This window comes from Niallia circulans (genome assembly GCF_007273535.1).
In the GTDB taxonomy this organism is placed as follows: domain Bacteria; phylum Bacillota; class Bacilli; order Bacillales; family Cytobacillaceae; genus Niallia; species Niallia circulans_B.
In genome coordinates, this window is sequence record NZ_RIBP01000004.1 from 247611 (window position 1) to 262107 (window position 14497).

Below are 14497 nucleotides of genomic sequence, written 5' to 3' on the forward strand. Positions count from 1 at the left end.
TAAAACTAAAAAAACAAAAAAAGAACTATCTAATCGATATTCGAATAAATAGTTCGGTTTTTATGCTGATTCACCTACTTATGTCCCAGGCTCTTCACTAATAATTTAACCCAATAATTCCACAAGCAATGCTTTTTGAGCATGCATTCTGTTTCCTGCTTCTTGGAAAACGTAGGAGTTTGGTCCGTCAATGATGTCGGCTGTTACTTCCTCTTCTCTGTGTGCAGGCAGGCAATGCAGGAACATATAGTCAGCTTTAGCATGTGCTACAAGTTCTTTATTGACTTGGAATCCGGCAAAGTCTTTAAGTCTTTGCTCATTTTCCTCTTCTTGGCCCATGCTGGTCCACACATCTGCATAGATAACATCTGCAGCTGTTACTGCCTCAATTGGATCATTAACAATCGAGACAGTGCTGCCGCTTGCAGCTGCAAAACTTTTAGCTAATGAAACAATTTCTTCATTCGGTGCATAGCTAGGCGGTGTTGCAACAGCTACATCCATTCCAACCTTTGCACATGCTATTAACAGGGAGTGTGCGACATTATTTCCGTCACCGATATAAGCAAGCTTTAAGCCTTTTAATGTACCTTTCACTTCAAGGATTGTCAGCAAATCAGCCAGTGCTTGGCATGGATGATGAAGGTCTGTCAAACCATTAATAACAGGAATTGTCGCATGTTCTGCTAATTCCTCAACTGTCTCGTGAGCAAATGTTCTGATCATAATAGCATCAACATATTGTGATAATACTTTCGCAGTATCAGAAACAGGCTCGCCTCTTCCGATTTGTAAATCGCGAGAGCTTAGGAAAAGAGCCTGACCACCGAGCTGAAACATTCCTGTTTCAAAGGATACTCTTGTTCTAGTTGATGATTTCTCAAAAATCATTCCGAGTGTTTTCCCTTTCAATGGTGCGATTATTTCTCCATTTAAATAAGCGTCCTTCATTTCCTTCGCTTTTTGAACTAACTCTCCAATCGTTTCTGGAGAATATTCAGCAAGAGTTAGCAAATCCTTGCCTTTAAGGTCCACAGATGCTGCTATCATACGGTGCTCACGTCCTTTCTAAACGTTTTATGCCAATCATTAATGGATTGAACAGTAATGGAATCTGCTTTAAAGGATTCAATAAATGCTTCTAAGCTTTCCTGTTGTGTGAATGTAATAATACGATTTCTTGTTGCTGTTTCACGAAGAAGCTTATCAGCTTTTCCGTTTAATGGATTATAAAAGGCAACTGTTTGTTCTTCAGCCAACAATGCTCCAGCTTCCTCTGCTGCTTTTACTATAAGACCAGCAGCCTCTGCTTTTTGCTTTATGGAATTGTCAAAGCTGTCAGATTTTATGACAATTTGTTTCGTTTCGACTTTTTTCAAGGTTGGATGGAACACCTTCTTTAAGCCTTCTTCAAGTGTATTTGCCAAGGCAATTCCTTCACCAGTTGATCTCATTTCCGGACCAACCTTTGAGTCAAGCCCCTTCAAGGCATAATTTGAATAGACTGGGTATTTAATGCAGACAAAATCTATGTCCTCTGTGAAGGTTTTTTCTTCTTCTGACAAATTATATTTCCCAAGCAATATTTTTGTCGCAATTTGAACTAATGGCACCCCAGTAACCTTGCTGACAATCGGAACCGTTCTGCTCGCTCTTGGATTTACTTCTAATACAAAGACCTTTTCGCCATCAATGATATATTGGATGTTCATAAGGCCTTTATAGCCTGTGTTGCCGACAATTTTCTTCGCATATGTCAGCATTTTCGCTTTGACTGAATCAGAAAGGGTCTGAGCTGGAAGAATAGACAAGCTGTCACCAGAATGTACACCTGTTTTTTCAATATGCTCCATGATTGCTGGAACACAAATATTTTCTCCATCTGCTGCTAGGTCAAGTTCTGCTTCAAATGCCTCTAAGAATTGATCAACTAGGACTGGATAAGGAATATCCGTCTGCAGGTATGCCTTTAAATCATTATCATTATTAATTCTTTCCATCCCTTTGCCGCCGATGACATAGGATGGTCTGATCAGTACTGGGTATGACAATTTATTAACAGAAGCAAGCAAACCTGATTCATCAAAAGCGATATCTCCTTCAATATGCGGAATTCTTTCTTCATCAAGCATTTGATAGAATAATTCTCTGTCTTCAAGCACATCAATTGTTTGGCTGTTTGTGCCGAGAATTTTAACACCATGCTCCTCTAATCCCTTTGCCACATTGATTGCAGTTTGGCCGCCAAGCTGCACAATTGCCTCTTTAATTCCCTCTGAATCTACGACATTCATAATATCTTCAATTGTCAGTGGTTCAAAATACAATCTGTCTGCTGTCGCAAAGTCAGTGCTAACTGTTTCCGGATTATTATTTATAATGATTGTTTCAATATTTTCCTGTTTTAATGCAAATACTCCATGTACAGAACAGTAATCAAATTCAATTCCTTGCCCGATGCGAATCGGTCCGCTTCCTACAACCAGCACTTTTCTTTTGTTGCTTTCTGTCTGTTCGTTTTCTCCAAAATAAGTGGAGTAGTAGTAATTCGTTTTTGCTTCGAATTCTGCTGCACATGTATCAACCATTTTGTATACTGGTAAAATGTCCAGAGCTTTACGCTTATTGCGCACATCCAGTTCAGAACAGCTCCAAGCACTTGCCAAAAATTCATCACTAAAGCCTTTTTCCTTCCAAAGCTGAAGCGATTTTTTCTCTGCTGTTTCAAGCGTAGCTGTGAGTATATCCTTTTCCATCTCAACAAGTCTATTGAAGATCTGGAGGAAGAATAAATCGATTTTCGTCAATTGATGAATCGCCTCTGTTGTTTCTCCTCTGCGAAGCAGTTCAATCAGAACAAAAAATCTTTCGTCTGTCTGTTCCTTTGCCTTTGCGTACAATTGATCTGTACTCAAAGCAGCTATTCCTGGAATACGCAAATCATTGCCTTTGATTTCTAATGAGCGGATTGCTTTTAATAGTGCTCTTTCTATATTCCGATCAATTCCCATTACTTCCCCTGTTGCCTTCATCTGTGTCCCAAGCTTTCTTGCAACGGTTGGAAACTTGTCAAACGGCCATTTTGGAAACTTCACGACCGCATAATCCAGTGCTGGCTCGAAGCTTGCAAATGTATCTCCTGTAACGGGATTAATAATTTCATTCAGTGTATAACCAACCGCTAATTTCGCTGCCATTCTGGCAATCGGGTAACCAGTCGCCTTTGAGGCAAGTGCTGATGATCTGCTGACCCTTGGATTAACTTCAATTAAATAATACTTCTTGCTGTTTGGATCTAACGCAAACTGAATATTACAGCCGCCGATAATTCCTAATGCAGAAATAATTTTAATGGAAGCAGAGCGAAGCATTTGATATTCCACATCTGTCAATGTTTGCGAAGGAGCAACAACAATGCTGTCGCCTGTATGAATACCGACTGGGTCGATGTTTTCCATATTACAAATCGTTATACATGTGTTCATGCTGTCACGCATTACTTCATACTCTACCTCTTTAAAGCCGGCAATACTTCTTTCCACAAGACACTGGCCAATCGCACTTTCCTTCAGGCCGCCGCTGACAAGCTTCGTGAATTCCTCCATGTTGTCAGCGATTCCTCCGCCTGTTCCTCCTAATGTATAGGCAGGTCGCACAATGATTGGGAAACCAATTTCGTCAGCAAATTCAATCGCTTCATCGACTATATGAACAACTTTGCTTTCAGGCACAGGTTCATTTAATTCATACATAAGCTGACGAAATGCTTCACGGTCCTCTCCCTTTTTAATGGACTCAATGGAGCTTCCTAACAATTTCAAATTGTACTTTTCAAGAATCCCCTGTTCACTCAATTGGAAAGCAAGATTTAAACCAGTTTGCCCACCTAAAGTGGCAAGCAAGCCATCTGGTTTTTCCTTGGCAATAATCATTTCCAACACATCTGGAGTGAGTGGTTCGAAATAAATAGAGTCTGCAAAGGTCTGGTCTGTCATTATCGTAGCCGGATTGTTATTGACTAGGATAACCTGATACCCTTCCTCCTTTAACGCCATACATGCTTGTGTACCAGCATAGTCAAATTCTGCCGCTTGACCAATTACGATTGGTCCTGAACCGATTACTAATATTTTTTTAATACTGTTGTCTTTAGGCATATGCAAAAACTCTCCCACTGTTAGCTTTAACATTTTCTATAAATTCATCAAATATATACTGTCCTTCTGATGGTCCAGGATTTGCTTCTGGATGGAATTGTACTGTTTGCAAAGGATATACATTATGTGTTAACCCTTCAACTGAATTATCATGAAGGTTGAAAAATCTCGCTTCACAGCCAGTATTTGCAAGGCTTTCTTCTTCTACAACATAGCTGTGATTTTGTGATGACATGATTACTTTGTTGTTATACTTATCAATTACTGGATGATTTGCTCCTCGATGTCCAAACGAAAGCTTTGTCGTGTCACCGCCGAGTGCAAGTGCTGCAAGCTGATGGCCAAGACAAATTCCTAATGTCGGATAATGCTGGATGATCAGCTTAACTGTTGGCAGTACATCTGTCAGCTCCTTAGGATCCCCTGGTCCATTTGACAGCAAGATTCCATGTGGCTTTAGACCTTTTACTTCTTCAAATGTTGTGTTGTACGGGACAACGGTAACTTTGCAGCCTCTTTCGACAAGTGCATCAAGCATGCTTTCCTTTTTTCCGAAATCCATTAACACGATATGATATTTACCGTCACCATAGGATTGATGTATCTTCTCTGACACCTTTGGCACCTTCGCATCCTTAACTAATTTGAAGCCTTCTGCAGTTACTTCTTCATCAGTAGATAAGATAGCTGGCATAGAGCCTTCCTGGCGAATATTTTTAACGATTGATCTTGTATCAACATGGCTCAACAAAGGGATGTTCCATTTTTCCAGATATTCAGCAAGAGAATATTGGGACTGATAATGGTGTGCCTGCATATTTGCTTCATAGACGATGACGCCTTTAACATGCGGCTTTTTGCTTTCAAAATCTTCTTTGTTGATTCCATAGTTCCCAATAAGGGGATACGTAAAGACAATGATTTGATCTTTATAGGAGGGATCTGTTAAAACCTCCTGATATCCTGTCATTCCTGTAAAAAAGACTATTTCTCCACAAAGGGTTTCACTTGTCTTTGTAGCAAATTCGCCTTGATATTTCTTTCCATTGCTTAAATGTAAATATCCTTCCATCTTTAGCACACCTCGATAATCCATGTATATTTATTATAAATTTCTTATAATTATACATTAGAATGTAAAAAAATACAGCTTATATTGCAATATTACTGTAAATATTCAATTTATTTTCTATTATAGATACAGCCTCTTTTAATTGATCTGTTGTTATATTTAAGCTTGGCAGCAATCGTATTACCTTGTCACCTGCATTCAGGACAATTAACCCAGCTTCTCTTAATTCAGCAAGGATATTTCCAACTGGTAGCTCAAGCTCTATCCCAATAATAAGTCCCAATCCACGGACTTCCTTCACCGCTGTGTTTGCTTTCAGTTTTTCTTGCAACAGGCTGATTAAGAACTCACTTTTTTTGCCAACTTCGTCTAGGAAGCTCTCTTCAAAAATAATCTCCATCGTTTTACAAGCAGCTGCCATCGCAAGTGGATTACCGCCAAATGTAGTTCCATGACTGCCAGGCCCGAAAAACTCAACCAATTCCTTCTTTGCAGCAATCGCTCCAACCGGAATGCCATTTGCTAACCCTTTAGCTGATGTTATAATATCTGGATTTAAGGAGAAATGCTGAAAGGCGAATGGTTTGCCTGTTCTGCCAATACCAGTTTGAATCTCATCAATTATCAATAGCGCTCCTACACTCTTGCATAAAGCCTCTGTCTCTTTCAAAAACTCTTCTTTAGCAATATGGATGCCGCCTTCGCCTTGCACGATTTCAAGCATGACTGCTGCCACATCTTCTGTCAGTTCTTTTTTTAATGCTTCTATATCATTAAACGGCACATTTACAAATGTTTCGAGCATTGGACCGAAGCCTTGCTTAATTTTATCTTGACCTGTTGCAGACATTGCTGCGAAGGTTCTGCCATGAAATGACTGCATGAAAGTGATAATTTTTGTTTTGCCTGTTGCTTTTCTTGCAAGCTTGATAGCTCCTTCATTTGCCTCTGCACCACTGTTAGCAAAAAATACTGCTTCCATGCCGCTTGCAGTTGCTAAAGCTTCTGCTGCTTTTTCCTGTATCGCTGTTGGAAATAGATTAGAAACATGCCAAAACTTATCAAGTTGTGCTTCAACTGCTGCCTTAACCTCGTCGTGACAATGACCAAGATTGCAAACACCAATTCCTGCTGTAAGATCTAAATATTTTTTTCCTTCTGTACTGAACATATAGCTTCCTTTGGCTGATGCTGGCTCAATCTCCCATTTGGAGTATGTCGGAAATAAATGACTCATTTACATAACCTCTCATTCGCTACAATTTTTGTTCCATTCCAAATTTCAGCTGAATAAAATTCCTTTTTGCCTGATACGATCATGGCACTGTTCAATCCACTATCGATAGCTGCAAGTGCTGAGGTTACTTTCGGTACCATACCACCAGTAATCTGCCCTTCCTCTATATACTGCAGCACTTCCTCTTTTCCTATAAGACTCGCAACCTCACCGTCTATCATAATGCCATCAACATCTGTTACAAATAGGCATTGTTCAACCTTTAAACTTTTTGCAACAGCTGATGCTGCATAATCTGCATTTATATTTAGCTTAATGCCATCTTCTGTTATTCCCAGCGGAGTTAACACAGGAATATAACCTTCCTCTAATAAGCGAATGATAAGCTTACTATTAACTTCCTCTACCCTGCCGACATACCCAAGGTTTTCTTCATCAATGATACTTGCCTGCAAGCAGTTATCATCTGTTCCGTTAATTCCAACTGCATAAAGGTCATTTTTCCTTAATAAATCAACTAGCTTCCTGTTTGTTTTGCCTGACAAAACCATCTCGACGACGGCAAGTGCTTCTTCCGTCGTTTTTCGTAACCCGTTGTGAAACTCTGCCTTTACGGATAATAAATTAAGCATTTCATTTATATCAGGTCCGCCCCCGTGAACAAAAATTACCTGGAAGCCGTCGTGCTGCAGTTTTTTTATACTGGAAAAGAACCCTTCGGAAAGCTGGTTAAGCACACTTCCCCCACATTTTATAAGTATTGTCTTCATTCTCTTAAGACACCCCTATGTTCTATAGCTTGCATTGATTTTTACATAATCATAGGACAAATCGCAGCCCCATGCTGTTCCACTCTCGTTGCCGTTATGCAAATCAACATGAACTTGGATATAATCTTTATTTAAATATGCAATTGCGTCATCTTCTGAAAATACTTGTGGTTCACTGTTTTTCAACATCGTGATCGGACCGATTGCAATATCAACAGACCCTGGATTCACATTTGTATTTGTTTGCCCGATTGCGGTAATGATTCTTCCCCAGTTAGCATCTGAGCCGTACATAGCTGTTTTCACAAGATTAGAACCGACAATCTGTTTTGAAATGATTCTTGCTTCTTCCTCTGTTTTACAGCCCTTCACATTCACTTCAATTAGTTTCGTAGCTCCTTCACCATCTTTGGCAATTTGCTTTGCAAGACTCTCACATGCCACAGACAGCAATTCTACAAAAACAGGATAGTCGGGATGCTCTAATGTTAGCTCTTCATTTTCAGCATAACCGTTAGCTAAAACAAGGACTGTATCATTTGTAGAAGTATCTCCGTCAACAGTTATCTGGTTGAAGGATGTTGGAATAACTGTGCTTAAAGCCTTTTGCAAAACATCTGATGAAATATTCGCATCTGTTGTCAGAAAGCCGAGCATTGTTGCCATATTCGGATGGATCATGCCAGATCCCTTTGCAGCACCGCCAATGGTAACTGTCTTTCCTCCGATTTCAGCAGTGAAGCAGCATTTTTTCATCACTAGATCTGTCGTTAAAATAGCCTCTTGAAAACTGTCTGCATCTGTCTTTTCATTACCAAAAACAAGCTGATTGATTCCTGCTTCAATCTTATCCATTTTCAGGAACTCTCCAATTACTCCTGTTGAGGAAACAGCTATATATTCCTGTTTTGTTTCAAGATGTTCAGCCAGTAATTTTCTCATTTGATAAGCGTCCTGTAAGCCTTGTTCTCCCGTACAGGCATTTGCACATGCACTGTTAACAACGACTGCTTGGATGAGATTTTCTGCCTTAATGGAAGCCTGTGTCACCTTAAGCGGTGCAGCTTGGAAATGACTCATTGTGTAAACTGCTGCACAGCTTGCAGGCACCTCACTAACAATTGCACCTAAATCCTTTTTATTGTAGCGCAGTCCTGCGTGTAAGCCTGCTGCCTTAAAACCTGCTGGTGAAACAATGCTGCCATCTGGAACTTCTTTTATTTGAGAGGTTTGCTCCCCTTTTGATACAACCTGCATGAATACTCCTCCTTATGGATACATAGGCACAAAATTCAAGCCTGTACATTCGTCGATGCCAAACATAATATTCGCGTTTTGTACTGCTTGCCCTGCGGCCCCTTTCATTAAATTATCAATAGTTGCTATAATTGTGAGTCTTCCTGTTCTTTCGTCGAGCTGTAAGCCGATATCGCAATAATTGGAGCCGTTAACCTCCTTAATGGAAGGAAAATTGCCGATTGGTCTTACACGGACAAAAGGTTTGTCTTTATATGCATCCATAAACAGCGCGTGAACCTGCTCTATCGTGCTTTCCTTTTGTAAGGAAGCATAGATTGTCGCCATGATGCCTCTGTTAACAGGAAGCAAGTGGGTTGAAAACGTAACAGGTCCTATCGAAGCATTCCAGTCTGTTAACTGTTGTTCAATTTCTGGTGTGTGCTGATGCTCATTTACTTTATAGATTTTAAGATTTTCATTCATTTCAGCAAGCATTGTTCCCCTTGAAGGTGTTCTGCCTGCACCAGAGATGCCTGACTTCGCATCGACGATGATACTATCCGGCTTAACAAGATCTTCTTTAATAACAGGAGCTAAGCCAAGCAATGTTGCTGTCGGATAACAGCCTGGATTTGATAACCAGTCTGCGGTTTTAATATTTTCCTTATTCCATTCCGAAAGACCGTAAACAAACTTGTTAACTACCTCTTGCGAAGCAGGCAGTTTTTTATACCATGTTTGATAATCATCCAAGTTACGGAGGCGCATATCCCCTGATAAATCAACGATCTTTATTCGTTTATCAGCAAACTCACTTATTAGCTTGCTTGATACACCAGATGGAGTAGCAAAAAAGACAATATCACAATTTGCTGCAATAGCCTCAGAATCTACCTTTTCTAATTTATTTTCGACAATACTATATAGATGAGGATATTCATTCCATACAGGAACTTCATCTCTTGTTGTATGGACAGAGTGAATAAAAAATTCAGGGTGATTTGCTAAAATCCTCATTAATTCAGCTCCGCCGTAGCCAGTTGTTCCAATAATTGCAGCTTTCATCATTTCCTCCTTCTACAAGAAATTCTGTATATTTAATCATTTTTATTTATAAATATTAATATTCGATTCTCTTATTATAAAAACTTAGCATTATAAAAGCAACCGTTTTTCAAAAAAGAATTAATTTTCTATTTTCTTTACTAATGATATGTATTAACGTGTTGTCTTGCCCACTTTTTTTGCAGATAAAAAAAACACCTCTTCCTCTGCGGAACAGGTGTTTCACTTCCTATTTAATATGTGTTAGCACTATCGTCAAGCAGGATTACTTGAACGCGCTCACTCTTTTTAAATCCATTAATGCCTCCTGGAAGGATTGTTAAGGCATTGGCGTTAGCAATACTGCTGACGATACTTGATTTATCGGTGCCGCTTGGTCCTGTATAAAGGACACCTTCTTTAAGGACAGCACGGCTTCTAATGAATCTGGTGAACGCATTTGCTGTTGGGAAATCCTCTGTTAGAATGGCTGAAGCTATCGTTAAATGTGGCTTTTCTGAGAACAACATCGTTCTGATGATTGGTCTTGTATAAAGCTCAAACCCGACAAAGCATGCTGACGGGTTTCCCGACAGCCCAAATAACAGCTTTCCAGCTAATACAGCGACTGTTGTTACACTTCCTGGACGCATCGCAATCTTGTTAAATAAAACTTCAGCCCCCAATTTCCGGTAAATATCTGGCAGAAGGTCATAATCTCCAACTGAAACTCCGCCCGTAGTCACCAAAATATCCACGGTTTCCAATGCTTTTTTCATAGCTTGATAGCTTTCATCCAGTACGTCTGCAAGCTTGCCGAAATAAACTGCTTCTGCTCCAGCTTGCTTTATTTGAGCCATTACCATATAGGCATTACTATTTCTAATTTTGCCTTCCTCTAGTTCCTCATGTACCTCCAGTAATTCACTTCCTGTCGCAAACACCCCAATTATCGGCTTTTTTGCAACTGGAACTTGTTCATAGCCAAATGTTGCAAGCAATGCTACAATTCCGGGGTTTATTTTTGTCCCCTTCTTAACAAGAACAGCACCTGCTTGTACATCCTCTCCTTTAAAGGAAAGGTTTTCTCCTTTGAATACCGGCTTGCTAATAGAAATATGTTTGTCTGCACGTTCTGATGTTTCCGTTACATCCTCGAGCATTACAACTGCATCACAGTCTGGCGGCAGCATTGCTCCTGTCATAATTCGAACAGCTTCCAACCTGCCAACGCTTTTCTTGCAAACATAGCCTGCACCTATTTCGTCAATCACTTTTAAACGGAGCGGTTTTTCTTTCGTACAGTCAGCCAATTCCTCTGATTTTACTGCATATCCATCATATGCAGACCTGTCAAACCTTGGAACATCATGGTCTGCTTTCAAATCTTCACTTAAGAAACGATCACAGCTGTCAAAGATTGAGACGAATTCCTGCTGTCCTTCCAGCTTATGCTCCATTACTTTCTGTACTGCATCTGCCACCGCCAGCGGTGTTCTTCTTTCAACCATTACAACCCCTCTTCTCTACCCGCCGATATAGGACATCTCTATTTTACTTTTACTTCTGCTTGTTTCTTCTGTCCGCAAATCAGAATATCTGTCGGTACGATTTTGCCAAATTCCCTTAATATAATGCAACACTTCCTGGTCTGTAACACCATTACGAATAAACTGCTTTAAATCATGGCCCTTCCCATTAAAGAGACATGTATATAATTTACCGTCTGCTGAAATCCTCGATCTCGTACAGCTTGAACAAAAGGATTCTGTCACAGATGTAATAAAGCCAACATAAGTGTTCGTGCCTTTATATAAATATTTTTTTGCCACTTCGCCATAATAATCAGGCTCTGCTTCCAGTAATTCAAATTCTGTTTTCAATAAATCAATAATAGCCTTCTTCGACACAACTTCATCCAGCTTCCAGCCATTTGTGCTGCCAACATCCATATACTCAATGAAACGAAGCTCAATATTTTCTTCGAGGCAAAACTTCGCCATTGGAATAATTTCCGACTCGTTCAGCCCTTTTTTAACTACCATATTTATTTTCACACCAAGGCCAGCATTTTTAGCTGCTTCAATCCCTTTTTTGACAGGATTCGTGCGAACATTCCTTCCATTCATCTGACCGAAAAGTTCATCATTTAAGCTGTCCAAGCTTATGTTGACACGTTTTAAACCGGCATTTTTAAGAGCAAGTGCATACCGTGGCAGATAAATGCCGTTTGTTGTTAACGCAATATCATGCAAACCGTCGATTTGGACAAGTCTTTCAATAAGCAAATGGAGGTCTTTTCGTAGCAAAGGCTCTCCACCTGTCAGGCGGATTTTTTCGACACCGAGTGATACAAAGGCCTTTGCTAACCTCTCCAATTCTTCAAATGAAAGCAGCTCTTCTTTTGGAAGAAAAGCATAATCCTCCCCAAATATTTCGGCAGGCATGCAATAACTGCACCGGAAGTTACAGCGGTCAATTACACTTATACGCAAATCCCTCAGCGGTCTATTAAGTAAGTCCTTCATGTTGTCATTCACCTCCTGAAACATGGCTGAATATTCCAAAAAATAAAAGTAAGTAAGGGAGAAAATTCTCCCTTACTTACTTTTATTGCACACCTAATGCAATTTTTGCATATCTGGACATTCTGTCTTTTGTCCAATGTGGAGTCCAAACAATATTCACTTCTGTTTCCTTTACTTCAGGTATGTCTGTAACGGCAGTTTTCACCTGATCAACGATAACTCCTGCAAGCGGGCAGCCCATCGCAGTCAATGTCATCGTTACAGTCAATACACCAGCATCATTTAATTCAAGGTCATATACAAGACCAAGATTAACAATATCTACACCTAATTCTGGATCGATGACAAGCTCTAACGCACCCATAATATTATCTTTTAATGCTTCTTCCATTTTATCCGCTCCTTTTCAACTCTTCTATATAACGGATCTGCCTGATCCTAAATTCACCTATGTTGTTCCTTCTTATCATAACAGAGATATACTCTAGATTAAAAGGATTCGATTAGTAAATATTATTAAATCAGGGAAATCACCTATAGGCTTTTATCTGCCTCAAGAAACTCTGTAAACCAGTCTATCGTTTTTAGCATCGCTTTCCTGCTTACTTTATGTCCTGTATTTTCTTCTGTTATATAAAATAGGTTCTCTGGTGTTTCTTCGTATAATGGCAGAATCGATTCATAAAACTTACGAGAATACTTATACGGAACCACTTCATCCTTTTTACCATGCCAAAACATCAATGGTCTATTATCGAGCTTTTCAGGCTGTTTACTTAAATCAAGCTCGCCTAATCTTTGCAGCAGATTATTGATTTCCGCCTCAGTAAGTGGCACATCATAGCCCCGTCCCTTCACTTCTTGAATGGTGTAATTGGCAAACTGCTCATAATAAGGCATGCCCATAAGACATACGGCAGTATTAATCCATGGGTAACGGCTTAATGCTCCTAACGTAATAATTCCCCCCATGCTTGTACCGACGAGGCCAATCCGGTCTGTTTGAATAAGCTTCTTACTCTCAAAATAAATTTTGATATGCTCAATTTCTTCAATTGTTTTTAGAACAATATCCCAAAACTGAAGATTCAGCTTCATTCCTGTAAGACCTGTGTCTCTTTCACCATGATGCATCGCATCAGGCAGGACAACCCGAAAACCTTTTTCTGCTAAATTATAAGCAAAATGGAGATTATGCTCCTTTGCACTTGTGAAGCCATGAATAAATTGGATGAAGGGAATGGGCTGATCAACATTTTCTTGTGCGACAATATGCAGAACAGGTACGTCTTTTATATTTATTTTTTCAATAATAATCATTTGTATGCCTCCCTTAGCTATATATTTTTTTGTAAATTCATTTTTGTTGAGTTAACATAATAGATAAGCAAGCAAGTTAGCATGCTTCTATTTTTAATTTTCAGCTATACACGTTCTTCATAGAACCTTAACACTTGCATATTACAATAAATGCATATATTGCATTGATACACGATATGTATATAATAGCAATATTTAGTTTATCATGAAGTCTTTCTATTTACTAAGCATTGTTACTTAAGAAGCTGATGGCTATGATCATCAACTTTTTATAAATAATATTACACAACGATAAGGAGAAACTATGACAGAAAAACATCTGATTGCTTTAGACCTTGATGGAACATTACTAAAAAACGATAAGACAATTTCCCCTTTAACAAAAAAAGTGATTGAAAAGGCAAAAGAAGCCGGTCATATTGTAATGATTGCAACTGGAAGACCTTATCGAGCAAGTGAAGCTATTTATAAAGAACTTAATTTAGATACACCTATCGTTAATTTTAACGGCGCTTTTATTCATCATCCCCGCTCACAGGAATGGGGAGTTTACCATTCGCCATTAGATATTGCAACTGTTAAAGAAATTGTGGAAGCATGCAATGAATTTGACTACCACAATATCATTGCAGAAGTTATCGATGATGTGTATTTTCACTATCATGATGATAAATTGCTCGACATCTTTTCATTAGGAAGTCCGAAAACAACAACAGGCAATCTTATGGAATTTTTGGAAGCATCGCCAACATGCTTGCTCATCCATGCTGAAGAAAAGGATGTAGTACGTATTCGCAAGCATTTATCTGATGTTCACGCTGACTTAATCGACCATCGCCGCTGGGGAGACCCTTATCATATTATTGAGATTGTCAGGACAGGCCTAAGCAAAGCAATAGGATTGCAAAAGGTATCTGATTATTATAATATCCCGCAAAAGAATATTATCGCTTTTGGAGATGAGGATAATGATTTTGAGATGATTGAATTTGCTGGTGTTGGTGTTGCAATGGGTAATGGCTTGCAGGAGCTTAAAACAAGAGCAAACCATATAACATTGACAAATGAAGAGGATGGCATTGCAGTCTTCTTGAATGATTACTTGAAGTTACAGGCACTATGATAAAAAA

12 protein-coding genes are annotated in these 14497 nt (G+C 39.3%); 1 reads left to right on the top strand and 11 read right to left on the bottom strand.

Annotated elements, in window-relative coordinates; all coding sequences use genetic code 11:
• Window positions 1–105: 105 nt before the first annotated feature.
• The 11 genes from argF to yjfP all read right to left on the bottom strand — a co-directional run bounded on the left by argF (window position 106) and on the right by yjfP (window position 13367).
• A complete protein-coding gene (argF, locus tag CEQ21_RS09125) occupies window positions 106–1050 on the bottom strand; it encodes an ornithine carbamoyltransferase (protein WP_185764349.1) in 945 nt (314 codons plus the stop codon).
• Window positions 1047–4157 (bottom strand): carbamoyl phosphate synthase large subunit, encoded by a 3111-nt coding sequence (locus CEQ21_RS09130; protein ID WP_185764350.1) that lies wholly within the window; start codon window positions 4155–4157, stop codon window positions 1047–1049. Before CEQ21_RS09130 ends, argF begins: the two co-directional genes overlap by 4 nt.
• The gene (locus tag CEQ21_RS09135; protein ID WP_185764351.1) at window positions 4150–5229 is read right to left on the bottom strand and encodes a carbamoyl phosphate synthase small subunit; all 1080 of its coding nucleotides are present in this window, start codon (window positions 5227–5229) and stop codon (window positions 4150–4152) included. The genes CEQ21_RS09130 and CEQ21_RS09135 overlap by 8 nt, the downstream gene beginning before the upstream one ends.
• Before the next feature lie 79 nt (window positions 5230–5308).
• Entirely contained in the window at window positions 5309–6466 is a 1158-nt protein-coding gene (locus CEQ21_RS09140; RefSeq protein ID WP_185764352.1) for an acetylornithine transaminase, read from the bottom strand.
• Window positions 6463–7236 carry an acetylglutamate kinase gene (gene argB / locus CEQ21_RS09145; RefSeq protein ID WP_185764353.1) on the bottom strand — a complete coding sequence of 258 codons (774 nt, stop codon included), beginning with the start codon at window positions 7234–7236 and terminating at the stop codon, window positions 6463–6465. Before argB ends, CEQ21_RS09140 begins: the two co-directional genes overlap by 4 nt.
• A 15-nt stretch (window positions 7237–7251) precedes the next feature.
• Window positions 7252–8493 carry a bifunctional ornithine acetyltransferase/N-acetylglutamate synthase gene (gene argJ / locus CEQ21_RS09150; RefSeq protein ID WP_185764354.1) on the bottom strand — a complete coding sequence of 414 codons (1242 nt, stop codon included), beginning with the start codon at window positions 8491–8493 and terminating at the stop codon, window positions 7252–7254.
• 12 nt (window positions 8494–8505) lie between these two features.
• Complete coding sequence (gene argC / locus CEQ21_RS09155) at window positions 8506–9540, bottom strand: N-acetyl-gamma-glutamyl-phosphate reductase (protein ID WP_185767206.1); 1035 nt, start codon at window positions 9538–9540, stop codon at window positions 8506–8508.
• 233 nt (window positions 9541–9773) lie between these two features.
• A complete protein-coding gene (glp, locus tag CEQ21_RS09160) occupies window positions 9774–11030 on the bottom strand; it encodes a molybdopterin molybdotransferase MoeA (RefSeq protein WP_185764355.1) in 1257 nt (418 codons plus the stop codon).
• 15 nt (window positions 11031–11045) lie between these two features.
• A complete protein-coding gene (gene moaA / locus CEQ21_RS09165) occupies window positions 11046–12059 on the bottom strand; it encodes a GTP 3',8-cyclase MoaA (RefSeq protein ID WP_328593497.1) in 1014 nt (337 codons plus the stop codon).
• Window positions 12060–12129: 70 nt separating this feature from the next.
• Window positions 12130–12438: a metal-sulfur cluster assembly factor gene (locus CEQ21_RS09170; protein ID WP_127735986.1), complete on the bottom strand. Its 309-nt coding sequence runs from the start codon at window positions 12436–12438 to the stop codon at window positions 12130–12132.
• A gap of 143 nt (window positions 12439–12581) precedes the next feature.
• Complete coding sequence (gene yjfP, locus CEQ21_RS09175) at window positions 12582–13367, bottom strand: esterase (RefSeq protein ID WP_185764357.1); 786 nt, start codon at window positions 13365–13367, stop codon at window positions 12582–12584.
• Window positions 13368–13671: 304 nt separating this feature from the next.
• Between yjfP and CEQ21_RS09180 the strand changes: the two genes are divergently transcribed.
• Complete coding sequence (locus CEQ21_RS09180; RefSeq protein ID WP_185764358.1) at window positions 13672–14490, top strand: Cof-type HAD-IIB family hydrolase; 819 nt, start codon at window positions 13672–13674, stop codon at window positions 14488–14490.
• The last annotated feature ends 7 nt before the right edge of the window (window positions 14491–14497 follow it).

Coding starts and splice junctions, on each gene's coding strand:
- CEQ21_RS09135 (WP_185764351.1), bottom strand. CDS start 5,229: ATGGAAGGATATTTACATTTAAGCAATGGAAAGAAATATCAAGGCGAA.
- argF (WP_185764349.1), bottom strand. CDS start 1,050: ATGATAGCAGCATCTGTGGACCTTAAAGGCAAGGATTTGCTAACTCTT.
- glp (WP_185764355.1), bottom strand. CDS start 11,030: ATGGTTGAAAGAAGAACACCGCTGGCGGTGGCAGATGCAGTACAGAAA.
- yjfP (WP_185764357.1), bottom strand. CDS start 13,367: ATGATTATTATTGAAAAAATAAATATAAAAGACGTACCTGTTCTGCAT.
- CEQ21_RS09180 (WP_185764358.1), top strand. CDS start 13,672: ATGACAGAAAAACATCTGATTGCTTTAGACCTTGATGGAACATTACTA.
- CEQ21_RS09140 (WP_185764352.1), bottom strand. CDS start 6,466: ATGAGTCATTTATTTCCGACATACTCCAAATGGGAGATTGAGCCAGCA.
- CEQ21_RS09170 (WP_127735986.1), bottom strand. CDS start 12,438: ATGGAAGAAGCATTAAAAGATAATATTATGGGTGCGTTAGAGCTTGTC.
- CEQ21_RS09130 (WP_185764350.1), bottom strand. CDS start 4,157: ATGCCTAAAGACAACAGTATTAAAAAAATATTAGTAATCGGTTCAGGA.
- argB (WP_185764353.1), bottom strand. CDS start 7,236: ATGAAGACAATACTTATAAAATGTGGGGGAAGTGTGCTTAACCAGCTT.
- argC (WP_185767206.1), bottom strand. CDS start 9,540: ATGAAAGCTGCAATTATTGGAACAACTGGCTACGGCGGAGCTGAATTA.
- argJ (WP_185764354.1), bottom strand. CDS start 8,493: ATGCAGGTTGTATCAAAAGGGGAGCAAACCTCTCAAATAAAAGAAGTT.